The organism is Sphingomonas faeni (assembly GCF_030817315.1).
GTDB classification, from domain to species: domain Bacteria; phylum Pseudomonadota; class Alphaproteobacteria; order Sphingomonadales; family Sphingomonadaceae; genus Sphingomonas; species Sphingomonas faeni_C.
Genome location: NZ_JAUSZF010000001.1, coordinates 721,864 through 746,959, shown reverse-complemented (window position 1 = coordinate 746,959; position 25,096 = coordinate 721,864). Strand labels below are relative to the sequence as shown.

Below are 25,096 nucleotides of genomic sequence, written 5' to 3'. Positions count from 1 at the left end.
GATCGGTCGCCCTGCAGCAACTGCGTCACCAACTGATCGAGATTGTCGAGTTTGCAGGCGCGCAGCAACGGTTTCAGTGCGGTGTCGAGGTGCCATGAGCCATATGCGGGAATCTGCTGACTGGTGCTGACCACGAGCAAGGCGGTCAGGATGTCGATCGTCGTCTGCGATGCCGCAAGTGACGAAGCAGTGCCCGACATCATTGCCGACGCGCGGTTGCGACCAGCCGATCGATCGCGCCGGGGGCCAGCACCGCGTCCGCGACACCCGCCGAGCCGATCGCCCCCGGCATGCCCCACACGACCGAGCTTTGCCGATCCTGCACGACAACGCAGCCGCCGCTATCGTGCACGCGCCGCGCACCTCCGCGCCGTCGCGCCCCATGCCGCTCAGCACAACCGCGAGCAAGCGTGGACCGTAGACGTCGGCGAGCGAGGCCATCATCGGGTCGACCGCGGGTATGAAGCCGCTTGCCACCGACTCGTGCTTGAGACGGAGCGCTGCTCCGCCTTCGGACAGTTTCACGGTTTTCAGATGCGCATCGCCCGGCGCGATGCTGATCTGACCCGGGCGAATCACATCCGATCGACCGCCACGTCGCAGGACGCCCGGCAAGCAGCGCAATCTGAGAGGCAAAATACGGCATGAACGATACCGGCAGATGCTGTGTGATGACGATCGGCAGGTGGAACTCGGTGGATAGCTCGCGAAACGCCTGGCTCAGCACGTGGAGGCCGCCGGTCGGGGCACCGATCGCGACCATGTTATAGTCTTCGCTCGTCGACACCGCGCGTCTCGGCAGCACCTCCTCCTCGGAAGGATGCGCGGTGGGCTAGCGCGACACCGATTCTGGTGGCATCGGCCCCTGATATTCGCGCAGCATATCGAGCTTGCTGACGAGTGCCGAACCAAACCGCGTGGACAACGCGCTCGTCGAAGGCTGGGTTAGCGTATCGGCCACGCCGAGCGCGAGCGCCCGGACCGCGGTAGCCCCGCCCTCGTCGGCACTCGACGACACGATCATGACCTTCGCGCCCTGCCCCGCCGCAATCAGTTCGGGCAACGCGGTAAGCCCATCGATCCCAGGCATCTCGATATCGAGCAGGATGAAGTCGACCTCTGCGCACTCCAGGACCGTCAAGGCCCCAGCGACATTGCCCACCGCGCCGACGACCGAGAACCGGTCGCTTGTATCGATCAGCCGCGCGATCACTGGGCGGGCGACCACCGAATCGTCGACGATGAGCACCCGTGCCGCATCGGCGATATCGCGACCGGCGTCTTCCGAACGAAGCGCCGTCAGCGACGAAGGGTGGGACGTGCCGGCCACAATCGAGGCCGGATCAAGCCATGCCGACGATCTGGAGCTTCGATTCCAGCGTGTCACGGTCGAACGGCTTCATGACGTATTCGTCGGCGCCCGCCTCGATCGCCGCACGGATATACGCCATCCCATTATCGGTCGTGCAGAACACCACCTTCGGACGCCGCGGCACGTCCGCCTCGCGCAGCGCACGGAGGAAATCCATACCGCTCATTACCGGCATGTTCCAATCGAGCAGGATCACGTCGGGGATCGACGCCATGCACGAGGCCGATGCTTCGCGACCGTCACAAGCTACGGAAACGGTGTAGTCCAGCGTCTCCAGAATATGACGTGCGACCTTGCGGATCACGTTGGAATCATCGACGACGAGATAGGTCTTCATGGAAAGCCTTCCGGGGTAGATCGTGAGTTCCATCTACGCAGAAAAGCGTAAGCAGCGGGCTAAGCAGCCGAAATATCAGGTTCTGGCGACAGCAACTGGAATAACGGCCGCGAGATCGAGGATCAGCAGCGGTTCCCCGTCGCGTTCTAGGAGGCCGATCCCGGCGTCGGCCCACCCGCCGTCCAGCGCCAGACCCGAGGACAGCGGTAGCGGCACGAACGGCGCCACGTCCTCGACCGAGTCGACCAGGAAGCGCAGTGATGTCCCTCCGTCACCGTGATCACTGCGCGCCGTACCGTCTCGGACGTCGGCGTCAGACCGAGCGCAGTGCCGGTGTCGATTACCGTTACGACCCGGCTGCGCAAGGCCGCCAGCCCGCGGACGAACGCGCCGGCTAGGGGCACGGCAACGATCTCCCCGATATCGACCACCGGATCGACTTGTGCCGCAGCAACAGCGACGCCCCGACCGGCGATATGCGGCACCAGGAAAAGTTCGGTCACTCCGACCTCCGAGCCGCGAGGGCCGGTATCAATGCCGGCCGGTGGTGGCGGTAGATGCTCGCATCTTCGGCATCGTCGGCACCATCCGCGCTTTTCGAGCGTCGCAACGTTACTAGCGGCGAACGCGTGTCGCGCAACGGCGTATCCTCTATCGCCAGCGCAACCGCAGCGGTCTCCCATTGGCGAGCGCAGTGACGCACCGGTAGCCGGACGCTTCCAGCGCGGGCTTGAGGAACGTCTCCCTCCAGCCCGAACCGTCGACCTGCAACAGGCATATCCGCGTCGATACGATCGTCACCGGCAGACTCGAAAACAGCGCGTGAGGACCAATTAACTCGACCGGTTCGCCCGCGATCAACACCACGCCCGATCGGACCTACGCCACGGGCAGGTGCAATATCGGCGGGCAGCTCGACGATCTCGATCGCCTCGGCGATTGCATAGGCCATCTCGCTAACCCCGTCGGTCAAGCGGAGCACCGAGACGTCGCGCCGCGTGCCCAGATCGCCGACAGCGTATAACGGAATGATCGCTTCGCCGACCGTCAGCCTCATCGCACCTGCAGACCAGCGGATCGCATCGTTCGAAACGGGCTTGATACGGTCGATGACGGCGAAGGCGATCGCGCGGCGTTGTCGATCGAGATCATCGAACAACAGCACAGGGACGCCTGGCACAGCCGCTTCGGCATCGATGCATTGATGGCCGCGCGCGGCGCAAAGCGAAGGCCGGTGATTGCGGCTATGCCAGAGGCGTCGAGCAGCAGCATCGGTAACCCGTTGTCCGGCAACGTCATTCCCGTATAGATACCGGCCGCCATCACTGCCGGCGACGCGGGCTTTACGACCAGTTCCTCGGTATCCAGAACAGTATCGATGCCGAGCGCGTAATCGCCCTCACGTGTCGATACGATGACCAGTGTGGGTGGCGCAGTGCAGCCGAGCGAGAAGAGCGTTGCCAGCGAGACGAGAGGCATCCGGCGCCCCCGCACCGTTGCGGTCGCCGCATCACCGATCGTGTCAAACCGCACCCGATCGCCGCGGACCATGACGATCTCCCCCATCGCCTGACGCGGCAGAGCAAAACATTGCGAGCCGACGCCCAAGACGATCGTCGACAGGATCGAGGGGTCAGCGGTACATGGATGACGATCCGCAAACCTCGCCCGGGATCGTTTGCCAGCACCACACGGCCGCCGATCTGCTCGATATTGGCACGTACCATGTCCATGCTTATGCCACGGCCCGACCTTGCCGTAACCGCATCACGGCTCGACAAAGCAGGAGCGAAGATCAATTCCGGTTGCGACGCCTCGCTCATCGCGGCGAGTTCGGCCTGATTATACAGTCCCTTTTCGACAGCCTTTGCGACGATCCGGGCGACGTCTATGCCCCGCCCATCATCGCTGATCTCGATGAGTATCTGGTTGCCCGACTGACGCGCGGATACAACCAAACGGCCGGTTTCGGGCTTTCCCGCCATGCGACGGGCCGCCGGGGTCTCGATGCCGTGATCGATCGATTTGCGAATTATATGGACGAGTGGATCGCGCATCAGTTCAATCATCTCGCGGTCGAGCTCGACATCGGCCCCCTCGATCACGAGGTTCACCGCCTTGCACAGCTCCGCGCTGGTATCGCGTACCATCCGTGGCAGTACCGAGAACAGCGCCTCGACTTTTGCATGCGGGTTCGCGTCACGGTATCGCGCATGTCCACGACGGTCAGTGACAGCGCGTTCGAGTGCCGCCTCGACCTTTGGATCGATGTCGCCGTCGCGGAGCCTGCGGCGAGTTCGTTGCGAGCCAGCACCATGTCCGACATGCCGCTCATCATGTGATCGAGCAGGTTGACGTTCAGTCGGACGCTGCGGCTGGCGCTGCGTCCAACGGGCATCGCAGCAACGAGCACCTTGGGTAGTGAACTGGCGTAAGCGCGGCGATCAACAAGTCCTCGCGCGCCTCGTTCAGCGGTGCGCCGGCATCGAGCGCATCGACGATCGCGGTGATCCGATCGGCGATCCCGAATACCGCGTCGACGAGCGAAGTATCGGGAACGCGTTTGTCGTCACGGACGCAGCGAGCACGTCTTCGGCCGCATGGCTCAGTCGGGCGAGCCGCGGGAGATCGAGGAAGCCGCAACTCCCTTTGACGGTATGGACGAAGTGCAAGATCGCGTCGAGGCGCGTGCGATCGGTAGGATCGGCTTCCCATGCGACGATTTCGCCGGAGATTCCCTCCAACGTTTCGCGCGTCTCGGCGATGAATTCCTCTAACAGATCGTCCATGCGAGCCCCGCGTTCCGAACCTGCCATGCAGGGAGAAGGTTAAGGGTGCTTTATTCCTGCTGCGGCTGCGATCACTTACCGCGCGTCGAACACCGCGCCGAAGATCATGATGCCGTCGGCGGGTTCCGATACAATCACCGTACCGCCCGCATCCTTGACGAGTGTGTTGATCATGTAGGCGGCAGCCGCGCGCGGAGTGACGTCGTGTACGCCCTCGCCCTCAACCAGGGTCCGGCGGATTTCCGGGTCCAGCACGATCCGACCGCCTTCGATCTTCACGACAATCTCGAGCCGGCTATCATTCTCCTCGCCGCCCACTTCCATCGTGCCGCCACGTACCAGCGATTCGGTCGCGATCAGAGCAAGGTTCAGCAGGACCTTCACTGCCGATTTGGGCATTGCCGGTGTTTCGACACCCCAGACGAAATTGATCCGCTTGTTCTCAGCAACGAGGCCTTCGATCGCATTGCGTGCCTCGTGCGTGTCGACATGTTCGCCGAACCCGCCGGCAGCGCCGAATGCCAGGCGGAAGAATTTCAGCTTACTCGCGGACGCGCGCGCGCTGTCGGCGAGCAATTCCATGACCCGCTCGCGCATCGCCGGATCGGTCTCGTCGGCAAGCAGTTCCAGCCCGTTGTTGAGCGCACCGACCGGTGACATCAGGTCGTGGCACAGGCGCGAACAGAGCAGGCTTGCGAAGTCGACAGGGCTGACCGTCATGAAATTCCCCTAATTCTGGAGGGCCTTGTGGCGGGGGTGCGGCAAGTGCGCAATGCCAACTTTTGGGGTTCGAGTGCCTTATGGGTCGGGTCGACAACGCTATTTCTGCCATGCCTGTCTGGAAAGGATTGAGGATGCTTCTTCGCCCATCCCTGGAGGGGAAGGGTTGGGGGGTGGGTTGATTTCCGCATGTTTAGTGCGTCGTGGATTAAACCGGCCGATCCACCCCTGGCTTATCCCTTCCAGGCAGGGGGGGGGAAGGAGAATGGCGCTCCCCTCAGACATGCTCGATCGTCTCTTCGACGAACGCGCCGATCTCCACCGACCGCCAAGAGCGCGCGATCCCACTGCCGAGGATCAACCAAACCGCCCCATCACCCATCGCCTGCGCCGCATCGCGCGGAGACGGAACCGGCAGACCAGATGGATGCGAATGATAATGGCCGATTACGGGGACGCCCCCTCCCCGCGCCCGCCGATGCGCGGCGAACAAGGCAACCGGATCGATTTCGAACGCCCGCGCAGGATTCGCCGCGACGTTCGCACAAGCCTCCGCCGTCTCGATCCGCTCGGCCGCCCCGAACAGCAGTCCACAAATCTCCGCGTGGGGCGACGCGCCGGCCGCCGCGATCAATCGTTGAACCAATTCGCTTGAAATCGTCACGCTCATCGCCACATCGCTACGACATGGACCGGGGGGTTTCCATCGTCGAAGCATCGATTACGCCGGCCACCGATGGCTGGAGGCTTGATCGTGCGCTAGCCGAAGTGCTGCCAGACATGTCGCGCGAGCGGTTGAAGGCTTTGATTGCCGCGGGTCAAGTGACGCTCAACGGCCGCGAATGGCGTGATTCGGCGAAGAAGACCGCCGTTGGCCAGGTGTTCGCTGTTGATATCCCGCCGCCCACGCCACTGCACAACGAAGCGCAGGATATTCCGCTGGTCGTCGCCTACGAAGACGACGAGTTGATCGTGATCGACAAGCCCGCGGGCCTCGTCGTCCATCCCGCAGCAGGTAATTTCGACGGCACGCTAGTCAACGCCCTGCTCCACCACTGCGCCGGCAACCTGTCTGGAATTGGCGGCGTCGCGCGGCCCGGGATCGTCCACCGGATCGACAAGGATACGTCGGGGCTGATGATCGCCGCTAAGACCGACCGCGCGCACGAAGGCCTCGCAAAGCAGTTCCATGACCACAGCATCGATCGTCGCTACAAGGCCATCGTCGGCGGCATCCCACGCCCACTGAGCGGCACCGTGAACGCGCCGCTCGCTCGAAGTCCGCAGAACCGCAAGAAGATCGCGATCGTCGAGGGCGGCAAGCGCGCGGTGACGCATTTCTCGACCATAAAGGCATTGCGCAAGGCGGCACTGATTGAGTGTCGGCTCGAAACCGGGCGGACGCATCAGGTCCGCGTGCACATGGCGTCGATCGGCCATGCGTTGCTCGGCGACCCGGTCTATGGTAGAACAAATCAAGCTCAGAGGTCGCTGCTCGAAACGCTCGGTTTCCGCCGGCAGGCCTTGCACGCGGCGCATCTGGGGTTCATCCATCCGGTGAATAGCATCGCTTTGGCGTTCGAAAGCGAAATGCCCGCAGACATGCAGGAACTGTTCACCCAGCTTGACGTATAGATAATCGACACCATGCCGCAGTGCGGCAATTGGGGTCAGCAGAAAGGGATTACGACAATGGCAGCCCGCTCCAACGTTCCAGCGACGATTCCTGCGCTCGGCAGCGAGGCGGGTCTCAATCGCTATCTCGCCGAGATCAAGAAATTCCCGCTGCTGAAACCCGAGCAGGAATATATGCTCGCCAAGCGCTTCCAGGAGCATGGCGACACCGAGGCTGCGGCGCAGCTGGTGACCTCGCATCTTCGTCTCGTGGCGAAGATCGCGATGGGCTATCGCGGCTATGGCCTGCCGACGTCGGAGCTGATCTCCGAGGGCAATATCGGCCTCATGCAGGGCGTGAAGAAGTTCGAGCCCGAGCGTGGTTTCCGTCTCGCGACCTATGCGATGTGGTGGATCCGTGCGTCGATCCAGGAATACATCCTGCGGTCGTGGAGCCTCGTTAAGATGGGCACCACTGCGGCGCAGAAGAAGCTGTTCTTCAACCTGCGCCGGATGAAGAGCCGCCTCGACGCGTTCGAAGACGGCGATCTGCGTCCCGAGCACGTTACCAAGATCGCGACCGATCTCGGCGTTGCGGAGACCGACGTCGTCAGCATGAACCGCCGCATGGCGATGGGCGGCGATACGTCGCTCAACGTGCCGATGCGCGAGGACGGCGAGGGTCAGTGGCAGGATTGGCTGCAGGACGATGCGCCATTGCAGGACAAGATCGTCGCCGATGCGCAGGAGGCCGACGTTCGCCACTCGATGCTGGTGTCGGCGATGGACGACCTCAACGAGCGCGAGCAGCATATTCTGACGGAGCGTCGCCTGACGGATGATCCGAAGACGCTCGAGGAACTGTCGCAGGTCTACGGCGTATCGCGCGAGCGCGTCAGGCAGATCGAGGTGCGCGCGTTCGAGAAACTGCAAAAGGCGATGATGCGCATCGCCGGCGAGAAGCGCCTGCTGGCTGCTTAAGGTGGCGCGCACCGTCGTAGTCGGCGGCGGTGCAGCCGGTATTGCTGCGGCGCGTACGCTGCACGACGCCGGACGCGACGTTCTGCTCATCGAGGCGAGCGACCGCCTCGGCGGCCGAGCCCACAGCTTGTCACTGACCTCCTTGTTCCCCCGCGAAGGCGGGGGCTCATACTGGACTCCCGCCTTCGCGGGGGACCATGTCGACGCCGGTTGCGGCTGGCTGCACTCTGCCCAACGCAATCCATGGACTTCGATCGCAGAGGCGACGGGTTTCACCGTAGATCGCTCCGACGCAAACTGGCGCACCCAGTGGCGCGACCTCGACTTCCCGCCCGAAGACCAAGCGTCCTCCGCCGCCGCCTACCGAGCCTGGAACGAACATGCACTCGTCGCCCTCGAAGGCCCCGACCGCCCCCTCTCCGACTTCATCGCTCCGAATAATAGATGGCTCCCGAAGATCGACGCGATCTCCGGTTATGCCAATGGTGCGAACCTCAGCCAGGTCTCACTCCACGACTGGGCCGCCTACGAAGAAGCCGCCACCGACGACAACTGGACGGTCAAGGAAGGTTACGGCACACTGATTGCCAGCCACGCCATCGGCCTGAATATCCGCCTTTCGACACCCGTTACCCGCATCGACCACAGCGGCCGCGTCCTCAAACTCGACACCCCCGCCGGAACGATCGACGCTGACCACGTCATCGTCTGCGTCCCCACCACCGTCCTCGCGAAATCGCAGATCGTCTTCGACCCGCCCCTCCCCGACAAGCACACCGCGGCGGCCGATCTCCCGCTCGGGCTCGCGGACAAGGTATTCCTCCACGTCGACCGCCCTGAATGGCCGACCAACGCGCACCTGATCGGCAACCCGTACAGCGCGTGCACCGCCAGCCACCGGTTGTCGCCGTTCGGCTGGCCGATCGTCGAGAGTTTCTTCGGGGGCGATTGTGCGGAGATGCTGGAGGACGGCGATGCGGCGCAGTTCGCGATCGACGAACTCGTCGGCCTGCTCGGCAGCGACTGGCGCAAGCGCTTCACGCCGCTCGCCGCGACCCGCTGGCGCAACGAACCCTTTATCGGCGGCAGTTACAGCCATGCGCGCGTCGGTCGGGCCGGACAACGCGCGGTTCTTGCCGCACCGGTCGATGGCCGCATCCACTTCGCTGGCGAAGCATGCCACCCGTTCGACTTCTCGACCGCGCACGGGGCATACGAGACCGGCGTCGCGGCGGCACGGGCGCTCATTGGCGAGTCCGTGACGATCGCATAAGGAACGCCGATGGGCTTCCTCCGCATCTTCGCCAAGATCGTCTTCACGCTCGTGCTGGTCACGGTCGCCTGGGTCGGGCTTTACCGCTTCGTACCTGTGCCGTTCACCTGGACGATGATGGGCGACCTGATGTCCGGGCACACGATCACCAAGGACTGGATGCCGCTGTCTGAGATGGACCCGGACATGGCGCGCGCGGCGATCGCCGGGGAGGATTCGCGGTTCTGTTCGCATCACGGGTTCGATTTCAAGGCGATGGCGGGCGCGGCGGCGCGGAATGCGCAGGGCGGGCGGATCCGCGGTGGCTCGACGATCAGCCAGCAGACGGCGAAGAACGCGTTCCTGTTCCAGGGCGGCGGCTATGTGCGCAAAGCGTTCGAGGCGTATTTTACCGTGCTGATCGAAGTGCTGTGGCCGAAGCGGCGGATCATGGAGGTGTATCTGAACATCGCCGAGACCGGGATCGGGACATACGGCGCGAACGCCGGGGCGATCCGGTATTTCAACCACGACGCGTCGAAACTGTCGCCGACCGAGGCCGGGCGAATCGCCGCGGTGCTGCCATTGCCGAAGAAGCGCGCTGCGATCGACCCGCATGGGTTCGTGCGGAAGCACGGGAATACGCTGTCGCGGCGGGTTTCGGTGGTGCGGAACGACGGGTTGGACGGCTGCCTGCGCACGTCCTGACAAACACCGTCACCCCAGCGAAAGCCAGGGTGACGGTGCAAGGTTAGGTTGCAGATATCAGAACGGCAGCTTGAAGCCTGGTGGCAGCTGCAACCCGCTGGTCATCTTCGACATTTCGCTGCCCGACACTGCGTCGGCCTTCGCACGCGCGTCGTTGAACGCTGCCGTCAGCAGGTCCTCGAGCATCTGCTTCTCGCTCACTTGCATCAGCGAATCGTCGATCGCGATGTTGATGATGCGGCCCTTTGCGGAGGCCTTGATCTTGACCAGGCCGCCGCCGGATGCGCCCTCGACCTCGATCGTGTCGAGATTGGCCTGCGCCTTTTCCATCTCGCTCTGGACGTTCTGCGCCATGGCGAGGATTTCATCGATATTCTTCATGCGTTGCTCCTTTGACCTGGCCACGATTCGAGCTGAGCGTCCGGAAACGCAGCCACCGCGGCCTTCATGATGGGGGATTCGAGAATAGCCTGGCGCACCGCGGCGTCCGCGGCGTCCTGCGCCTCGCGCAATGTCGGCTCGCCGGGTGCGTCGACGATCGAGACCTTCCACGCCGTTCGCGTCACCGCCTTCAACAGCGTGTTGAGTTCGGCGAGCGTGTCCGCCGAGACCGGGCGGCTGCCGCTGAGCGCGAATTCGGGCGGCGCGTAGCTTACGACACGCGCACCGTGACGGAGGCGCGCGGCAATCGCGAGCCCGCCCGATTCGTCGAGCAGATCGACCAGCGCCTCAAACGTCGGCGGCAGGATCGGGCCGGTGGCCACGGGTTCGGGCGCCTTCGCAGCGGATGCCGCGTTCCAGGGCGGCGCTTCGCCGGACGGGGACACAGGTGGCGGCGGCGGTGACGACGCTGGTGCGGCCGCGGGGGCGCTGCCGCTGGCGATTTGCCGCGCCAACTCGCCGGGGTCCGGCAGCGTCGAGGCGTAAATCGCGCGCAGCAGCGCCATCTCCGCCGCCTCGATCGGGAGCGCCGCCTTGGCGACCTCGTCATGGCCCTTGAGGAACAGCTGCCACAGACGGTGGAGCGCGGGATAGCCGAGCGACGCCGCCCATTCCTCGCGCGCCGCACGCTCTTCCATCGGCTGCGCGGCATCGGGGGGCGTGCCGACCTTGGTCAGCGTAATGCCGTGGACGGTTTCGAGCAGCGAGCGGAGTACCGACAGCGGGTCGACGCCGTAATCATATTGCCGGCGCATCGAGGCGAGCGCCCCTGCCCCGTCGCCCGCGAGGATCAGCGTCAGCAGGTCGCGCACCGCGCCGCGATCGGACAAGCCGAGCATCTGGCGCACGGCATCGGCCGTCACGCCACCGCCTTCGAGCCCGGCATGCGCGATAGCCTGGTCAAGGATCGACAGGCCGTCGCGCGCCGAGCCCTCCGCGGCGCGGGCGATCAGCATCAGCGCCTCGGGCTCGGCGACGACGCCCTCTTGTTCGGAAACCCAGGCGAAGTGCTTCGACAACTGTTCGGCGGAGATGCGGCGCAGGTCGAAACGCTGGCAGCGTGAGAGGACCGTCACCGGCACCTTGTTCACTTCGGTCGTCGCGAACAGAAATTTCACATGGGGAGGTGGTTCCTCCAGCGTCTTCAGCAGCGCGTTGAACGCGTTCTTCGACAGCATGTGGACTTCGTCGATGATGTAGATCTTGAAGCGCGCGGTGACCGCCGAATAGCGCGACGCGTCGATGATCTCGCGGACATCGTCGACGCCGGTATGGCTGGCGGCATCCATCTCGATCACGTCGATATGGCGGCCTTCGGCGATCGCGCGGCACGGCTCGCAGATGCCGCAGGGGTCGATCGTCGGGCCACCGTCGCCGTCGGGGCCGATGCAGTTGAGCGCCTTGGCGATCAGTCGCGCGGTCGAGGTTTTGCCGACGCCGCGGACGCCGGTCATCAGGAAGGCGTGGGCGAGCCGGTCGCGCTTGATCGCGTTGCCGAGCGTCTGGACCATCGCGTCCTGGCCGATCAGCTCGGAAAAGGTCTGCGGACGGTATTTGCGCGCGAGCACGCGGTAGGCGACGTCCCCTGTTTGGGCTGGCGCCTTAGCCGGCTGCGGGGGTTCGCCCAGGTCGAAGGAATCTGACATTGGGGGCGTCATAGCGGGTGCTGCGCGTGCTGTCGAAGGGGAGTGAAGTATAGGAAGTATAGATGCTGGGAAGAGTCTGTACTTCGCTTGGCGCGGCGGCTTGCGGGGGCGGTTTTGGCGGGGGTGTGGTGCATCAGCCGGGCTTGGCACGGGGTGATCGTGTAGGACACTGGTTTGGAACGTTTGGGGAACGGGTGGTTGCGTTCCGGGTCGCGAATGGTGTCGGCGACTTACTGAGAAGAGAAGGTAGCGCGCTGCGGCTAAGCCGCATCGTCAGACGGCGCTTTGCGCCGCTGGCCGCGCTCATGTCAGCTTTCTGACATTCGCGGTGGGAGCCGGGACGACCCGTAGCTGAGTCGTTGTGGCTGCTTCCTTCCGGATCTGACCAAGTTGGCGACGACCACGTCCGCCCGACTCCCGCGGCGCATATGGCGGGGTCGGGCGGGATGATCAAGCCGCTTTAGGCGCGGGCTCGGACTTAGCGGTTGATGCGGACCGTGCGGCAGACGCGCTGGCGGTGATGGTTGCGGTAGACGTTGCGGCAAACCTGGCGCGTGCGCACGGCGTGACGACGATAGCCCGGGCGGTTGCCGTTGTGACGCACGACGGTGCGCTCATGGACGACGGTGCGCTGTGCCGATGCTTCGGCGGCGATGCCGACCGGAGCGAGCCCGGTGAGTGCGACGAGACCGGCGGCGGCGAGGGTGAACAACTTCATGATAATCTCCTACTGGGTGCGAACTCCGCTGAGCCCTGCAACCTATGTTAATAAACTAGGCTCGGTCGTTACGGTTCCGTATCAGCGCGCGATTTAGCGGCGGAAGCAGCGACGGACCGGCCCGTAATAGCCACGTTCGATCCGGCATACGACGCGCGTGCGGCCATAGCCGCGGGGTCCGCGATACCCGTAGCCGCCACCACGATACCCGCCGCGGTAGCCGCGATAGCCGTGACGCGGACCGTCCCAGCCACGACGGCCGTGCCAGCCGCGGTTACCGCGCGGCCCATGCCAGCCGGGGCCGCCGCGTGGGCCGTCCCAGCCGTGGCGCTGGGCGTCGGCGGGGGCTGCGGCAAAAACGGTTCCCGCGGCCAAGGCACCAGCGGCGAACATTGCGATGATCTTCATGTCCGGTACTCCTCTCAAGACCTCGTACATTGAGGCGATGAGGGGATAATCCGCTTCCGGCCGTGCACGTTCCATGAACCGGCCGTTGTCTTCCTGTAAGCTTTGCTGTCCGAGTTTGGCTGACTTAGTTGGGGATCCGCACGGTAAGTCCGTCGAGCGCGTCGGTCAGCCGGATCTGGCAGGCGAGACGGCTGGTGCGCGTCGCATCGTGCGCGAGATCGAGCATGTCCTCCTCGTCCTCGCTCGCGGGCGGCAGTCGGGCGAAATCGGCGGGGTCGACGATGACGTGGCAGGTCGCGCAGGACAGCTGGCCTTCGCAAGTGCCTTCGAGTGGCTGGTTATGCGCCTGCGCGGCATCGAGCAGGCGGTCGCCGGGGTCTGCGGCGGCCGTGGTCGCGGTGCCGTCGCGGGCGATGAAGCGGACGATCATGGCCATTGCGCCTCGGCTGCGGCGACGATCGCATCGATTGCGTCGCGGAGTTCGGTTTCGGTGGTGTATCGGCCGAAGCCCAGGCGGATGCTGGAGCGCGCTTCTTTTTCCGTGAGGCCGATCGCGCGGAGGACGTGGCTGGAGCGGCCGGAGCCGCTGGCGCAGGCGGAACCGGCGGAGAAGGCGATGTCGCGCAAGTCGGACATGAGGCGATTCACGTCGAGGCCTTCGCGGCGGATGTTGAGGTTGCCGTGATAGCGGAAGTCGGTCGCGCCGTTGATCGTCCAGCCGGGGCCGAGGCGGTCGAGCGCGAGCGACCAGAGACGGTCGATGTGCGCGGCATCCTGATCCTTGCGGTCGGCCATGAGTTGCGCGGCAACGCCGAAGCCTACGCATAGTGCGGGCGAGAGTGTGCCGGAGCGGCCGGGGGCTTCCTGTCCGCCGCCGTGCATCAAGGGGGCGAGGTCGATGCCGTCTCGGATCCAGAGTGCGCCGATGCCCTTGGGGCCGTGGATCTTGTGTGCGGAGATGGCGATGAGGTCGACGGTGCTTGGGATTGCTACCCGGCCATAGCCCTGGACCGCGTCGCAGAGCATCAGCGCGCCGGCTGCGTGGGTGGCGTCGGCGAGCGCGGCGATCGGCTGGATGACGCCGATCTCGTTGTTGACGAGCATCGCGGCGACGAGGCCGGTGCCGGTGGGGATCGCGGCGCGGGATGTGTCGGGGTCGACTGGCGTAGATCGACTTTCGACTTCCCCCCTCCCTGGCAGGGAGGGGCTGGGGGTGGGTTGGCCAGCTTTTGCCGCCGTCGTTCGATCATACGGAAGCCGACCCACCCCCGACCCCTCCCTTCCAGGGAGGGGGGAAGAGTCGTGCTGACTGCCGGCACCTCGACTGTCACTCCCACCAAGGCCGTCTGCGCCGACTGGGAGGATCGTGACGCGGCGCCCCCTCGCCGCCTCCGCCGCGACAGTGTCGAGGACGGCCGCGTGTTCGGTAGCCAACGTCACGATCGGTCCGGTCGTGCCCTTGATCGCCCAGTTGAGCGCCTCGGTCGCGCCGCTGGTGAAGGCGATGCGGCCACCGGGGGGGAGCAGTGCGGCGACCTGGTTGCGGGCGACTTCGACGGCGGCTTTCGCGCGGCGGCCTTCGCGGTGGGGGGAATGCGGGTTGGCGTGTTGCGATTCGAGCCAGGGGAGCATCGCGGCGAGCGCTTCGGGCGCGAGGGGGGTGGTCGCCTGGTAGTCGAGATAGGTCATGCGGCTCGCCTTATGTCGGTGGCGATGCGCGTCCAGGCCTCGGCGAACTTGGCGACATCTTCGGCCGTCGTGGTCCAGCCGAAGCTGACGCGGACGACTTCGGCGGCGGCTTGCGCGGAATAGCCCATCGCGGCGAGGACGTGGCTCGGGCGCATGCTGCCGGACGAACAGGCGCTGCCCGCGGAGACGGCGAACCCGGCCATGTCGAGGCGGATAAGCTGCGCGGCGGAGCTGATTCCGGGCATGCGGTAGGAGGCTATCGTCGGGATGCGCGGGGCGTGGTGCGCGACGATCTCACCGCCGCCTGTGAGGATCGCTTCGTCGAGCTTGGCGCGGAGATCGGCCATGCCGGCGAACCAGTCTCGCGGAGCCTCCAGCGCGGTGGCGAAGCCTAGCGCGCCGGGGAGGTTCTCAGTGCCGCCGCGATAGCCGCGTTCCTGTCCACCGGTCGGGTCGAGGAGGCCGAGGTCGCGGACCAGCAACGCGCCTATGCCGGGGGGGCCGCCGAGCTTGTGCGCGGAGACGATGATGAGGTCGGCGTCGGGGAGCGGGAGCTTGCCGGCGGTCTGCGAGCAGTCGGCGATCCAGAGGCCGGTGGGGCGATCCTGCAATACGCCGGTTTCGCTGTTGGCGGACTGGAGCGCGATCGTCTGCGTGGTCTGGCTGGGGGCGACGATTCCGCGGTCGTCGACGTTCAGCGTTATCGGGCGTTCGGCCGCCCGGAGCACCGCGTCGTGTTCCACCGCGGCCACGCCGAGGCTGGGCCGCCCTTTCAACGCAAGCGCCGCGGACTCGCTCGCGCCGCTCGTCAGGATCACGTGGTGCGGCCAGTCAAGCGCCTTGGCGATACGCTTCCGCGCATCCTCGAGCGCAGCCCGTGCCGCGCGTCCCTCGGCATGCGGCGAGGACGGGTTCGCCCAGCGCGCCATGCCGTCCGCAACCGCCGCCATCGCCTCGGGGCGCATCGGCGTGGTGGCAGCGTGATCGAGGTAGATGCGGGACAGGACCGGTTCCAATTGCGAAAAGGGGCTCGAACGCTATATAGCGCGCATAATCAGGCACTCTACCCGAGTGCGTATCCCAGCTCGCGAGTGCCCATGCCAGAAGTCATTTTCCCCGGCCCCGAAGGCCGTCTCGAAGGTCGTTTTGCGCCGGGCCCGCGTCCGCGCGCGCCGGTCGCGATGATCCTGCATCCGCATCCGTCGGCCGGTGGCACGATGAACAACGCGATCGTGCAGCAGCTCTACAAGACCTTCCAGCGGCGTGGCTTCGCGACGCTCCGGTTCAACTTTCGCGGTGTCGGCAAGAGCCAGGGCGTGTTCGACAACGGCGTCGGCGAATTGTCCGACGCTGCGAGTGCACTCGACTGGGTGCAGAGCTTCCATCCCGAGGCACAGACGACCTGGATCGCGGGCGTCAGCTTCGGTGCGTGGATCGGCATGCAGCTGCTGATGCGCCGTCCGGAGATCCGTGGGTTCATCTCGGTCGCTCCGCCGGCGAATTTGTACGACTTCACGTTCCTAGCGCCGTGCCCGTCGAGCGGGATCATCATCCAGGGTGAAGCCGACGAGGTCGCGACGCCCGGTGCTACGCAGAAGCTGGTCGACAAGCTGCGGACGCAGAAGCATATCACGATCCATCACGACACGATCCCGAAGGCGAACCACTTCTTCGAGCATGAGATGCCGGAGCTGATGGGGTCGGTGGACAAGTATCTGGATATGCGGCTGGACCCGAACTCGCCGATTAGGTGATTCTGTCCTTCTCCCCTCGGGGAGAAGGTGGCGCGACAGCGTCGGATGAGGGGGAGTTGGGGATAGATATGCTCTCCCCAACCCCCTCTCCCTTCCCACCGCAAGCGCGGCGGGCCCCTTCCCTCTCCCTGCAGGGGCGAGGGAGTTAGAGTGTCCAGATCGCTACGTTGGCTAGCAAAACGGCGGCCATTACCAGCATCAGCACGCCTTTTTTCGTGTCCTGCTTCTTCACGATCAGCGCTACTCCGCCGATCAGGCACGCGAACATTCCCAGCATGGCGATGGCGGGCGCCGCGGCGGCGATCGAGGTCAGTGCAGGGTTCATGCGGCCATTGCCTTTGCGTACGCGGCGAGGTCGACGTTGCCGCCGGAGAGGATGACGAGCAGGCCGGGTTCCAGCTTTACCTTGCCGGCGAGCACCGCGGCCAGCCCGACCGCGCCGCCGGGTTCGATCACCAGACGCAGTTTCTCCGCGGCCCAGCGTTGAGCAGCGGCGATCTCCGGCTCGCTGACAGCAACGCCAGTCGCGTCGCGGCGGGAGAGGACGTCGAAGGTCAGTGGCGACACGCGTAACGTCTGGAGCGAATCACACGCGGTTGGCGGCGGGTTGGGGCCGACGGGTTCGATCCAGGAGGCCTCGAGCGAGCGGCGCATGTCGTCCCAGCCTTCGGGTTCGACGACGGTGATCGCGCTGTCCTTCAAGGCCAGCGCGATGCCTGCCGAGAGGCCGCCACCGCCGCACGGGATTATCACGCGGCTGGGGGTGCCCATGCCCAGCTCCGCCATCTGCGTTGCGGCCTCGATCCCGGCGCTCCCCTGCCCCTCGATGATCCACGGATCGTCGAAGCTCGGCACCAGTGTCGCACCCCGTGCTTCGGCCAGTCCGGCAGCGATCGCCTCGCGGCTTTCGGTTGCGCGGTCGTAGGTGACCACCTCCGCTCCCAGCGCGAGCGTCGATTCGCGTTTGAGTCGAGGCGCATCCGAGGGCATCACGATCGTTGCCGAGATGCCGAGCCGCTTGGCTGCCCAGGCAACGCCCTGCGCGTGATTGCCCGAGGAAAACGCGACCACGCCTTTTTTCCGCGCGGCTTCGTCCAATGCGGTGAGCCGATGCCATGCACCGCGAATCTTGAAGGCGCCGATCGGTTGCAACGATTCGGCCTTGAACGCGACCGGCACACCTTTGATTTCGCTCAAAAAGAGCGGCGTCGGCGGCAGGATCCGCGCGATCTTTTCCGCGGCGTCCCGTACCCCCGCCCGCGTTGGCTGTCGCAAAATCGTCACACACTGGCTCCTATGCGCCCAACCCTATTTACATGGGGGGCAAGCGACCGTAGATCGCGCTTCCGCTGCCCCATGGGACTTCCAACCGCAAGGCAGTGTTTTCGTAATTTGTCTCAGGACATTGGAGGTCCCTTGAATTGGTCAAGCATCATATCGCGCTGGGGTTAGCGAAAGCCCATTCGACCGCCGACACCTCCCGCATCGGGAGCGGCATCGACATCGCTAAAGGGCGCCCGGTCAACCCGGTAACGCTCGTTCGTCCGCACGCTGCTGCGCGCGCCGCTCGGTTCTTCGTCGAGAAGTTCCCGGGTCGCTCGATGTATGCGGTCAAGGCGAACCCGTCTCCCGAGCTCCTGCAGATCCTGTGGGACAACGGCATCACGCATTACGACGTGGCGTCAATCGCCGAGGTGCGCCTGGTCGCACGGACGCTCCCTGAGGCTACGCTCTGCTTCATGCACCCGGTCAAGGCCGAGGAAGCGATCGCCGAGGCGTATTTCACGCATGGCGTCCGCACCTTCAGCCTCGACAGCCTGGAAGAGCTGGACAAGGTCGTTCGTGCCACCCGCGAAGCCACCGACCTGACGTTGTGCGTGCGTTTGCGCGTGTCGTCGGAGCATTCGAAGCTGTCGCTGGCGTCGAAGTTCGGTGCAGCGCCGCATGAAGCCAAGGAGCTGCTGTTCGCGGCCCGCCAGGCTGCGGACGCGCTAGGCATCTGCTTCCATGTCGGTTCGCAGGCGATGACCCCGGAGGCCTATTCGAACGCGATGGAGCGCGTCCGCGCGGCGATCGTCGAGGCGGCGGTCACGGTCGACGTGATCGACGTCGGCGGCGGCTTTCCGTCGTCGTATCCCGGCATGGAGCCCCCCCCGCTCGAGCATTTCTTCGAGACGATCCATCGCGCGTTCGAATCGCTGCCCGTCAGCTATTCGTCCGAGCTGTGGTGCGAGCCGGGCCGGGCATTGTGCGCGGAATATTCGTCGATCATCGTGCGCGTCGAAAAGCGTCGCGGGACCGAGCTGTACATCAACGACGGCGCGTATGGCGCACTGTTCGATGCGGCGCATATCGGCTGGCGTTTCCCGACCGAGTTGCTCCGCGAGCCGGACAGCCGCGCGAAGGACATGGAGTTCAGCTTCTATGGTCCGACGTGCGACGACATGGACTATATGGTCGGCCCGTTCATGCTGCCGGCGGACACGCAGGCGGGTGACTATATCGAGATCGGCATGCTGGGCGCGTACGGCTCGGCGATGCGGACCGCGTTCAACGGGTTCGGATCGGACGAGACGGTGATCGTTACGGATGAGCCGATGGTCTCGCTGTATGACGAGCGGTTTCAGGACCTCGCGTCGAACGTCGTCAAGCTGTAATCAACACCAAGTAATCGCTCGCTCTTCGTCTTCCCCTCCCGCTCGCGGGAGGGGACCGAGGGTTGGGCGCGCGTTTTCCACATCCGGAGCGTTCGCGGCGAGCGGGCGCCCACCCCCTAGCCCCCTCCCGCAGGCGGGAGGGGGGATCAGGAGAAATTAGACATGACCGAAGACACCCGCATCGACGCGCAGCGCAAGGCGGAACTCCTTTCCACCACCGTCGAGCATATCGACATCAAGAGCTTCGACGCGCGGCCGATCGTCGACGCGATGAAGAAGATGTCGTTCACCAGCCGCGACCTCGGCCGTGCGACCGACATCTACAACCAGATGCTGGCCGACAAGGACTGCACGATCTTCCTCGTGATCGCGGGCTCGACCTCGGCCGGCGGTTGCATGGACCTGTATGCCGAGCTGCTGCGCAACAACATGATCGACGGCATCGTCGCGACCGGCGCGACGATCGTCGACATGGATTTCTTCGAGGGCCTCGGCCATAAGCATTACCAGGCGCTCGAAGTGCCGCACGACGACGTGCTGCGCTCGCTGATGATCGACCGGATCTACGACACGTACATCGACGAGGAAGAACTCCAGCACGTCGACCACACGATCTTCGAGATCGCCGAGACGCTCGAGCCGCGCGCCTATTCGAGCCGCGAGTTCATCCGCGAGATGGGCAAGTATCTCGTCGAGCACGGCAAGAAGGAGAACAGCCTCGTCAAGCTCGCCTACGAGCATGACGTGCCGATTTTCTGCCCGGCGTTCGTCGACTCGTCGGCAGGCTTCGGTCTGGTCAAGCACCAGGTCGACGCGGTGAAGGCGGGCAAGCCGTACATGGTCCTCGACGCGATCGCCGACTTCCGCGAGCTGACCGAGATCAAGATCAAGGCGGGCACCACCGGGCTGCTGATGATCGGCGGCGGCGTGCCGAAGAACTTCATCCAGGACACCGTGGTTTGCGCCGAGATCCTCGGGCACGACGACGTCCAGGTGCACAAGTACGCGGTGCAGATCACCGTTGCCGACGTGCGCGACGGTGCGTGCTCGTCGTCGACGCTGCAGGAAGCGGCTTCGTGGGGCAAGGTGAACACGGGCATCGAGCAGATGGTGTTCGCCGAAGCCGGTTCGGTGATGCCGTTGCTGGCGTCTGACGCGTATCATCGTGGGCTCTGGAAGGACCGTCCGGTCCGCAAGTGGGGCGCGAGCTTCGACAAGGCCTGAGGCTGGCTGATCCTCCCCCGCTAGGGGGAGGTGGCGCGAAGCGACGGAGGGGGGCGGCGATACAACCGGTTTGCCCTTTCCTCCCCCTCCGCCAGGCAAGTGCCTGCCACCTCCCGCTGGCGGGGGAGGATCAGAGATAGCGTTGCCCCTTCCGGGCAATTGATGCAGCCTCCTCCGGGTAACCGGGGGAGGCTTTTTCATGCATAGCGAGATCCTGCGACCGATGGTCGTCCTCATCGCGTGGACGCTCGTGATGCTGGGCTGGATGCTCGTCACCCGGCTACCGGCGATGAAGGCGGCGGGCGTCGACATGGGTACGCTCGTCGGGACCAAGGCCTCCGATGCCGACCGGTCGTTGCCGCCTCAGGCGCAGTGGAAGGCGCACAACTACAATCATCTGATGGAACAGCCGACGCTGTTCTACGCGGTATGCGCCGTGCTCGCGCTCAGCGGCACGGGCAACGGCGTCAACGCGTGGATCGCGTGGGCCTATGTCGGGCTGCGGATCGCTCACAGCCTGGCGCAGGCGACCAGTAATCGCGTCCGCATCCGCTTCCTGTTCTTCATGCTCTCGAGCGTGATGCTCGCCGCGCTCACGCTGCACGCGGCTTTGGCGGTGTTTTGAGGTGTCGATGCGAATAATCGCCGTTCGCGTCATACGCCCCTCCCCCGGCGCCGATCGATCGTCTAGAAATCCGGCATGACCTTCGACCGCCGCTCGCTCCTCACCCTTCCCCTCGCCGCTGGGCTGACGCTACCGGCGTTCGCGCGGACAGGTGCGCAATCGACCGCTGGCCAGCCTCGCGCAACGGATTTGCCGATGTGGCCGCCGGCCGAGCGATTCGCGCTGTGGCCCGGTATTCCGCAGGGCGCGCCGAACCCGTTGCCGGTCCCGCAACCCCGCATGCCGCGATACCCCGACGGCTATCGCGATTTCCAGATGCGCGGCGTGGTGCGCCCCGAGGTCGGCGTGTTCCGGTCTGCACGTCCCGACGGCCGCGCGGTGCTGATCGTGCCCGGCGGCGGCTATTCGATCACGTCGCTGCGCAACGAGGGCATCGACGTCGCGCACGCACTGAACGCGTTCGGGATCACCGCGTTCGTGCTGAGCTATCGCTTGCCGGGCGAAGGTTGGGCGGATCGCGCCGATGTACCGCTGGCCGACGCTCAGCGGGCAATGCGGCTGATCCGCGCCAACGCACGCAGCTATGGGATCAGGGCGGAGAAGCTTGGCGTGCTCGGCTTCTCGGCTGGCGGACACCTGGCAGGGTCGTTGACAATATTGCCCGACTACAAGGCCTACCGGACCGTCGACGCGGCCGATCGCCATTCCGCCCGTCCCGCCTGGGCCGGACTCATGTATGCGGTTTCGAACATGGATCCGGGCCGCAGCCATGGTGGGTCGCGCGCGAACCTGCTCGGGCCCGACCCGCTGCCCGTGGTGCAGGCGCGCTATGCGATCGACCGCCAGCTCAAGGCCGGCGCTCCACCCTTGTTCCTCGTCCATGCCGAGGACGACAACACCGTTCCGGTCGCCAACAGCGTCGACACGCTCGCCGCCGCACGCCGCGCCGGTATCCCGGCCGAAGCGCACTTCCTGCAACATGGCGGCCACGGCTTCGGCACGCGCCTGTCGCCGCGTTCGCCGGGGTCTTTGTGGCCGCAGCTGTTCGACCGATGGATGGGCGAACTCGTTTCCGGCTGATGGCTTTGGCGCGATGCTCGGCAGAGCTTGCCGGGTTACAGGGAGCTTGCGGCCTGACGACGCGTTGATCCCGCGACGGGAGACTTGCGATGACATTGCCCTTTGCCGAACCACGCAATGTGTTTCACGAAAACGGGGAGGTCATCATCGACGGCCCCAATGGCTGCGTGATCGCGATGACGCCGGAAGCCGCATTGCGGACGGCCGGACGTCTAGACGAAGCCGCGCTGAACGAACTGATCGCTCGCGTTGCGAACGCTGCTGGTAGCCGGCCGGAGTGAGTGGATACTGGTAGCCTCAGGCGGTCGTGACGAGCGTCAGGGTTCCGTCCGACCCGAGGGTGGTTGAAATACCGAGATAGTTCGGCACGTGCGGATGGAGACCGCGAACGCCGTGCCCTGGCCGATGCGTCGCCGTGATGACGAGCACGTCAGCGCCAGCGGCTTCGCCCGCGGCGATGCCGGCGGCCGCATCCTCGAACACCAGGCAATCGCCTGCGGCGACGCCGAGCCGTTCGGCGGCGACCAGGAAACAGTCGGGGGCGGGCTTGCCGTTGGGGATGTCGTCCGCGGCGATCATCGTTGCGGGGATCGGCAGGCCCGCTGCCCTGAGGCGGACTTCGGCGAGCGCGCGCGGGGCCGAAGTCACGATCGTCCAGCGTTCGGGTGGCAGGCTGGCGAGGAACGCGGCTGCACCGGCGATCGGATCGATGTCGTCCACATCCACCATCTCGGCAGCAGTGATCGCGGCGGCTTCGGCGACTGGGTCGACGCCGGGGAGGTTCAGGCGTCGGACCGTCTCGACCGACTGTACGCCGTGGATCGTCGGCACGAACGTCGCGGCGTCGAGGCCGTGCGCGATCGCCCACTTAGTCCAGGTGCGCTCGGCGGAGGCAATCGAGGTGAGGATCGTGCCGTCCATGTCGAACAGGAACGCGGCGTAGCTGCGGGTGGGGAGGGTCATGTGGGCGCTCGTGATGGGGTTTGGGTTGGGGAGCAAGGTCGCTTACTCCAATCACTCGTCATTCCCGCGGAGGCGGGAACCCATATGGGCTGACGGTGGAGGTCGATCGAGATCGTATAGATTATGGGTCCCCGCCTGCGCGGGGATGACGATGGTGTGAGGTGGTAGCAGTGACCTGAACCCGTTACGCAAAGAAAAGGCCGCTTCGGTTTCCCGAAGCGGCCTGTATTCTCACATCAAGCGAAAGCTTAGATGTCGTCGCCGAGCGCGCCCTTGACGCTACCCTTGACGTTCTGCGCAGTACCCTTGGTCTGCTGCGCCTCGCCTTCGGCTACCAACCGGTCGTTGTCGGTTGCCTTGCCGACGGCTTCCTTGACGTTGCCTGCGACCTTGTTGCCGGCTGCTGCAACCTTATCGGTGAACTCGCCCATGAAGGCCTCCATTGTCTATGCGAACCCGACTGCCGGGCCGCTTGATCTTGCGAAGGTATAACGGCTGTCTTTACCGTGGGTTCCGTGACGTTTGCGTCATGACCGGGTTTGCGATCAGGCGGGTCAGATCAGCCCCGCCAGCGGGCTTGACGGGTCGGCATAGCGGCGTTGCCCCATCCGCCCGGCGCGATAGGCGAGCCGCCCCGATTCGACCGCGGCCTTCATCGCCGCCGCCATCATCAGCGGATCCTTTGCCTCTGCGATCGCGGTGTTCATCAGCACGCCGTCGCACCCGAGCTCCATCGCTACCGCCGCATCCGACGCGGTGCCGACGCCCGCATCGACCAGCACGGGCACCCCTGCCCCCTCGACGATGAGCCGGATCGTCACGCGGTTCTGGATGCCGAGGCCCGAGCCGATCGGTGCGCCGAGTGGCATGATCGCGACCGCGCCGGCATTCTCCAGCCGCTTGGTGGCGATCGGATCGTCCACGCAATAGACCATCGGCTTGAAACCCTCGTTGGCGAGGATCTCGGTCGCGCGCAATGTCTCGACCATGTCCGGATACAGCGTCTTCGCCTCGCCGAGCACTTCGAGCTTCACCAGCTCCCAGCCACCAGCCTCGCGCGCCAGTCGCAGCGTGCGAATCGCCGATTCGGCATCGAAGCAGCCAGCGGTGTTGGGGAGGTAGGTGATCTTCTTCGGGTCGATGAAGTCGGTCAGCATCGGCGCGTTGCGATCCGACACGTTGACGCGGCGGACAGCGACGGTGACGATCTCTGCGCCGGATGCCTCGACTGCGGCGGCATTCTGCGCGAAATCCTTGTACTTGCCGGTGCCGACTATCAGCCGCGACTTGAACGTCTGCCCAGCGACCGTCCAGCTATCCTCGTGGTCGCCGCCACCGACGAAATGCACGATCTCGAGGTCGTCGCCGTCCTCCACCATCACGTCGGCCAGCGTCGAGCGCGGCACGACCTCGAAGTTCCGCTCGACCGCGATCTTCTCGGGCACGAGGCCGAGTTCGGTCGCAAGTCCTGCCAGCGAAAGTCCGGCGGAGACGCGCTTGTGCTCGCCGTTGACGGTGATCGAGACGGTGCCATCGGAATGGGGCATGGGTGTGTGATCCACTATACTGCAAAGGCGCGGCTCGACTTGTCGCGAGACGGGCCTGTAAGGAATGGCGTGACGCGCATATAGAGGCCGCACCACAGCGCCCGCAACCGACCCGTAACCGAAAGGCCACCCTTGCCCGATACGATATTCGTCCTGAACGGCCCCAACCTCAACCTGCTGGGAACGCGCGAGCCGGAAATCTATGGCGACGAGACGCTCGACGATATCGCCGGTATGCTGGAAGACCGCGCCCGCGAGCTCGACCTGGAGATCGACATGCGCCAGTCGAATCACGAGGGGCACCTCGTCGACTGGATCCAGGAGGCGCAGGCGCGCGGTGCCAAGGCCGTCATCCTCAACGCCGGTGCTTTCACGCATACTTCGGTCGCGGTGCACGACGCGATCAAGGGCGTGAAGACGCCGGTGATCGAAGTGCATCTTTCCAACCCCCATTCACGCGAATCGTTCAGGCATGTGAGCCTGGTCGGGCAGGCGGCGAAGGGAACGATCGCGGGTTTCGGCGCGCTTTCGTATCTGCTCGCGCTTGAAGCCGTCGCACGGTTCTGACAGG

General features: G+C 65.2%; 30 protein-coding genes, 1 other RNA gene and 4 pseudogenes. 11 read left to right on the top strand and 24 right to left on the bottom strand.

Annotated features, from left to right (window positions below):
* Nucleotides 1–199: 199 nt before the first annotated feature.
* From QFZ54_RS03545 to QFZ54_RS03490, 11 genes and pseudogenes are all read right to left on the bottom strand, one after another.
* Nucleotides 200–525, bottom strand: a pseudogene (locus QFZ54_RS03545) (chemotaxis protein CheB).
* Nucleotides 526–631: 106 nt separating this feature from the next.
* Nucleotides 632–763 (bottom strand): annotated as a pseudogene (locus QFZ54_RS03540) (chemotaxis protein CheB); the annotation flags it as partial.
* A 69-nt stretch (nt 764–832) separates the two neighbouring features.
* Entirely contained in the window at nt 833–1,330 is a 498-nt protein-coding gene (locus tag QFZ54_RS03535) for a response regulator (protein ID WP_307084473.1), read from the bottom strand.
* A gap of 13 nt (nt 1,331–1,343) precedes the next feature.
* Nucleotides 1,344–1,709, bottom strand: coding sequence for a response regulator (locus tag QFZ54_RS03530; RefSeq protein WP_307084471.1), 366 nt, complete (start codon nt 1,707–1,709; stop codon nt 1,344–1,346).
* A 146-nt stretch (nt 1,710–1,855) separates the two neighbouring features.
* Complete coding sequence (locus QFZ54_RS03525; protein WP_307084470.1) at nt 1,856–2,212, bottom strand: chemotaxis protein CheW; 357 nt, start codon at nt 2,210–2,212, stop codon at nt 1,856–1,858.
* Nucleotides 2,209–2,874, bottom strand: a complete 666-nt coding sequence (locus QFZ54_RS03520) for a hypothetical protein (RefSeq protein WP_307084468.1) — start codon at nt 2,872–2,874, stop codon at nt 2,209–2,211. The genes QFZ54_RS03525 and QFZ54_RS03520 overlap by 4 nt, the downstream gene beginning before the upstream one ends.
* Nucleotides 2,763–3,275: a chemotaxis protein CheW gene (locus tag QFZ54_RS03515; RefSeq protein WP_373458431.1), complete on the bottom strand. Its 513-nt coding sequence runs from the start codon at nt 3,273–3,275 to the stop codon at nt 2,763–2,765. The genes QFZ54_RS03520 and QFZ54_RS03515 overlap by 112 nt, the downstream gene beginning before the upstream one ends.
* Before the next feature lie 125 nt (nt 3,276–3,400).
* A pseudogene (locus QFZ54_RS03510) lies at nt 3,401–3,766 on the bottom strand (ATP-binding protein); the annotation flags it as partial.
* A 411-nt stretch (nt 3,767–4,177) separates the two neighbouring features.
* On the bottom strand, nt 4,178–4,498 hold the full coding sequence (locus QFZ54_RS03500) for an Hpt domain-containing protein (RefSeq protein ID WP_307084462.1): 321 nt from the start codon (nt 4,496–4,498) through the stop codon (nt 4,178–4,180).
* A gap of 75 nt (nt 4,499–4,573) precedes the next feature.
* The gene (locus QFZ54_RS03495; RefSeq protein WP_307084460.1) at nt 4,574–5,218 is read right to left on the bottom strand and encodes a histidine phosphotransferase family protein; all 645 of its coding nucleotides are present in this window, start codon (nt 5,216–5,218) and stop codon (nt 4,574–4,576) included.
* A 277-nt stretch (nt 5,219–5,495) separates the two neighbouring features.
* A complete protein-coding gene (locus QFZ54_RS03490) occupies nt 5,496–5,888 on the bottom strand; it encodes a M67 family metallopeptidase (RefSeq protein ID WP_307084458.1) in 393 nt (130 codons plus the stop codon).
* Between the two features lie 17 nt (nt 5,889–5,905).
* On the opposite strand from QFZ54_RS03490, the gene QFZ54_RS03485 reads away from it, so the two are divergent.
* The 4 genes from QFZ54_RS03485 to mtgA are packed head-to-tail and all read left to right on the top strand — an operon-like array spanning nt 5,906 to nt 9,773.
* Nucleotides 5,906–6,853, top strand: a complete 948-nt coding sequence (locus QFZ54_RS03485) for an RluA family pseudouridine synthase (RefSeq protein ID WP_307084456.1) — start codon at nt 5,906–5,908, stop codon at nt 6,851–6,853.
* 57 nt (nt 6,854–6,910) lie between these two features.
* On the top strand, nt 6,911–7,813 hold the full coding sequence (gene rpoH, locus QFZ54_RS03480) for an RNA polymerase sigma factor RpoH (protein ID WP_056048373.1): 903 nt from the start codon (nt 6,911–6,913) through the stop codon (nt 7,811–7,813).
* Between the two features lies 1 nt (nt 7,814).
* On the top strand, nt 7,815–9,086 hold the full coding sequence (locus QFZ54_RS03475; RefSeq protein WP_307084441.1) for a flavin monoamine oxidase family protein: 1,272 nt from the start codon (nt 7,815–7,817) through the stop codon (nt 9,084–9,086).
* Between the two features lie 9 nt (nt 9,087–9,095).
* On the top strand, nt 9,096–9,773 hold the full coding sequence (mtgA, locus tag QFZ54_RS03470) for a monofunctional biosynthetic peptidoglycan transglycosylase (RefSeq protein ID WP_307084439.1): 678 nt from the start codon (nt 9,096–9,098) through the stop codon (nt 9,771–9,773).
* 57 nt (nt 9,774–9,830) lie between these two features.
* Here mtgA and QFZ54_RS03465 read toward each other — a convergent pair whose 3' ends face one another.
* The 8 genes from QFZ54_RS03465 to QFZ54_RS03430 form a co-directional block, all read right to left on the bottom strand.
* Nucleotides 9,831–10,154: a YbaB/EbfC family nucleoid-associated protein gene (locus tag QFZ54_RS03465; RefSeq protein WP_056063013.1), complete on the bottom strand. Its 324-nt coding sequence runs from the start codon at nt 10,152–10,154 to the stop codon at nt 9,831–9,833.
* Nucleotides 10,151–11,860 (bottom strand): DNA polymerase III subunit gamma/tau, encoded by a 1,710-nt coding sequence (locus QFZ54_RS03460; protein WP_307084435.1) that lies wholly within the window; start codon nt 11,858–11,860, stop codon nt 10,151–10,153. Before QFZ54_RS03460 ends, QFZ54_RS03465 begins: the two co-directional genes overlap by 4 nt.
* A 326-nt stretch (nt 11,861–12,186) precedes the next feature.
* An RNA gene (gene ffs / locus QFZ54_RS03455) (signal recognition particle sRNA small type) lies at nt 12,187–12,280 on the bottom strand.
* 58 nt (nt 12,281–12,338) lie between these two features.
* Nucleotides 12,339–12,578: a hypothetical protein gene (locus tag QFZ54_RS03450; protein ID WP_307084434.1), complete on the bottom strand. Its 240-nt coding sequence runs from the start codon at nt 12,576–12,578 to the stop codon at nt 12,339–12,341.
* 93 nt (nt 12,579–12,671) lie between these two features.
* The gene (locus QFZ54_RS03445; RefSeq protein WP_307084432.1) at nt 12,672–12,986 is read right to left on the bottom strand and encodes a hypothetical protein; all 315 of its coding nucleotides are present in this window, start codon (nt 12,984–12,986) and stop codon (nt 12,672–12,674) included.
* Nucleotides 12,987–13,110: 124 nt separating this feature from the next.
* Nucleotides 13,111–13,416, bottom strand: a complete 306-nt coding sequence (locus tag QFZ54_RS03440; RefSeq protein WP_307089247.1) for a 2Fe-2S iron-sulfur cluster-binding protein — start codon at nt 13,414–13,416, stop codon at nt 13,111–13,113.
* Complete coding sequence (locus QFZ54_RS03435; RefSeq protein WP_307084430.1) at nt 13,413–14,675, bottom strand: cysteine desulfurase family protein; 1,263 nt, start codon at nt 14,673–14,675, stop codon at nt 13,413–13,415. Before QFZ54_RS03435 ends, QFZ54_RS03440 begins: the two co-directional genes overlap by 4 nt.
* Nucleotides 14,672–15,670, bottom strand: a complete 999-nt coding sequence (locus QFZ54_RS03430) for a cysteine desulfurase family protein (protein ID WP_307089246.1) — start codon at nt 15,668–15,670, stop codon at nt 14,672–14,674. The genes QFZ54_RS03435 and QFZ54_RS03430 overlap by 4 nt, the downstream gene beginning before the upstream one ends.
* Here QFZ54_RS03430 and QFZ54_RS03425 point away from each other — a divergent pair.
* Nucleotides 15,554–16,429 (top strand): annotated as a pseudogene (locus QFZ54_RS03425) (alpha/beta hydrolase); the annotation flags it as partial. The gene QFZ54_RS03430 and the pseudogene QFZ54_RS03425 overlap by 117 nt on opposite strands.
* A gap of 145 nt (nt 16,430–16,574) precedes the next feature.
* On the opposite strand, the gene QFZ54_RS03420 reads toward QFZ54_RS03425, so the two are convergent.
* Together QFZ54_RS03420 and QFZ54_RS03415 are read right to left on the bottom strand one after the other, a co-directional pair.
* Entirely contained in the window at nt 16,575–16,754 is a 180-nt protein-coding gene (locus QFZ54_RS03420) for a hypothetical protein (RefSeq protein WP_307084428.1), read from the bottom strand.
* Nucleotides 16,751–17,713 carry a threonine ammonia-lyase gene (locus QFZ54_RS03415; protein ID WP_307084426.1) on the bottom strand — a complete coding sequence of 321 codons (963 nt, stop codon included), beginning with the start codon at nt 17,711–17,713 and terminating at the stop codon, nt 16,751–16,753. Before QFZ54_RS03415 ends, QFZ54_RS03420 begins: the two co-directional genes overlap by 4 nt.
* Before the next feature lie 137 nt (nt 17,714–17,850).
* On the opposite strand from QFZ54_RS03415, the gene QFZ54_RS03410 reads away from it, so the two are divergent.
* The 5 genes from QFZ54_RS03410 to QFZ54_RS03390 all read left to right on the top strand — a co-directional run bounded on the left by QFZ54_RS03410 (nt 17,851) and on the right by QFZ54_RS03390 (nt 22,296).
* Nucleotides 17,851–19,086 (top strand): type III PLP-dependent enzyme, encoded by a 1,236-nt coding sequence (locus QFZ54_RS03410; RefSeq protein ID WP_187502317.1) that lies wholly within the window; start codon nt 17,851–17,853, stop codon nt 19,084–19,086.
* A gap of 162 nt (nt 19,087–19,248) precedes the next feature.
* Nucleotides 19,249–20,310, top strand: coding sequence for a 1,9-bis(guanidino)-5-aza-nonane synthase (locus QFZ54_RS03405; RefSeq protein WP_307084423.1), 1,062 nt, complete (start codon nt 19,249–19,251; stop codon nt 20,308–20,310).
* 199 nt (nt 20,311–20,509) lie between these two features.
* Nucleotides 20,510–20,935 carry an MAPEG family protein gene (locus tag QFZ54_RS03400; protein ID WP_307084421.1) on the top strand — a complete coding sequence of 142 codons (426 nt, stop codon included), beginning with the start codon at nt 20,510–20,512 and terminating at the stop codon, nt 20,933–20,935.
* A gap of 75 nt (nt 20,936–21,010) precedes the next feature.
* A complete protein-coding gene (locus tag QFZ54_RS03395; protein WP_307084419.1) occupies nt 21,011–22,015 on the top strand; it encodes an alpha/beta hydrolase in 1,005 nt (334 codons plus the stop codon).
* An 89-nt stretch (nt 22,016–22,104) separates the two neighbouring features.
* Complete coding sequence (locus tag QFZ54_RS03390; RefSeq protein WP_307084417.1) at nt 22,105–22,296, top strand: hypothetical protein; 192 nt, start codon at nt 22,105–22,107, stop codon at nt 22,294–22,296.
* Nucleotides 22,297–22,312: 16 nt separating this feature from the next.
* Here QFZ54_RS03390 and QFZ54_RS03385 read toward each other — a convergent pair whose 3' ends face one another.
* From QFZ54_RS03385 to thiS, 3 genes are all read right to left on the bottom strand, one after another.
* Nucleotides 22,313–22,978, bottom strand: coding sequence for an HAD-IA family hydrolase (locus QFZ54_RS03385; protein WP_307084415.1), 666 nt, complete (start codon nt 22,976–22,978; stop codon nt 22,313–22,315).
* Between the two features lie 248 nt (nt 22,979–23,226).
* The gene (locus tag QFZ54_RS03380) at nt 23,227–23,409 is read right to left on the bottom strand and encodes a CsbD family protein (RefSeq protein WP_307084414.1); all 183 of its coding nucleotides are present in this window, start codon (nt 23,407–23,409) and stop codon (nt 23,227–23,229) included.
* A gap of 123 nt (nt 23,410–23,532) precedes the next feature.
* Nucleotides 23,533–24,525 (bottom strand): sulfur carrier protein ThiS, encoded by a 993-nt coding sequence (gene thiS / locus QFZ54_RS03375; protein WP_307084412.1) that lies wholly within the window; start codon nt 24,523–24,525, stop codon nt 23,533–23,535.
* A 132-nt stretch (nt 24,526–24,657) separates the two neighbouring features.
* Here thiS and aroQ point away from each other — a divergent pair, with 132 nt between their 5' ends.
* Nucleotides 24,658–25,092 carry a type II 3-dehydroquinate dehydratase gene (aroQ, locus tag QFZ54_RS03370; RefSeq protein WP_307084409.1) on the top strand — a complete coding sequence of 145 codons (435 nt, stop codon included), beginning with the start codon at nt 24,658–24,660 and terminating at the stop codon, nt 25,090–25,092.
* Nucleotides 25,093–25,096: the final 4 nt, after the last annotated feature.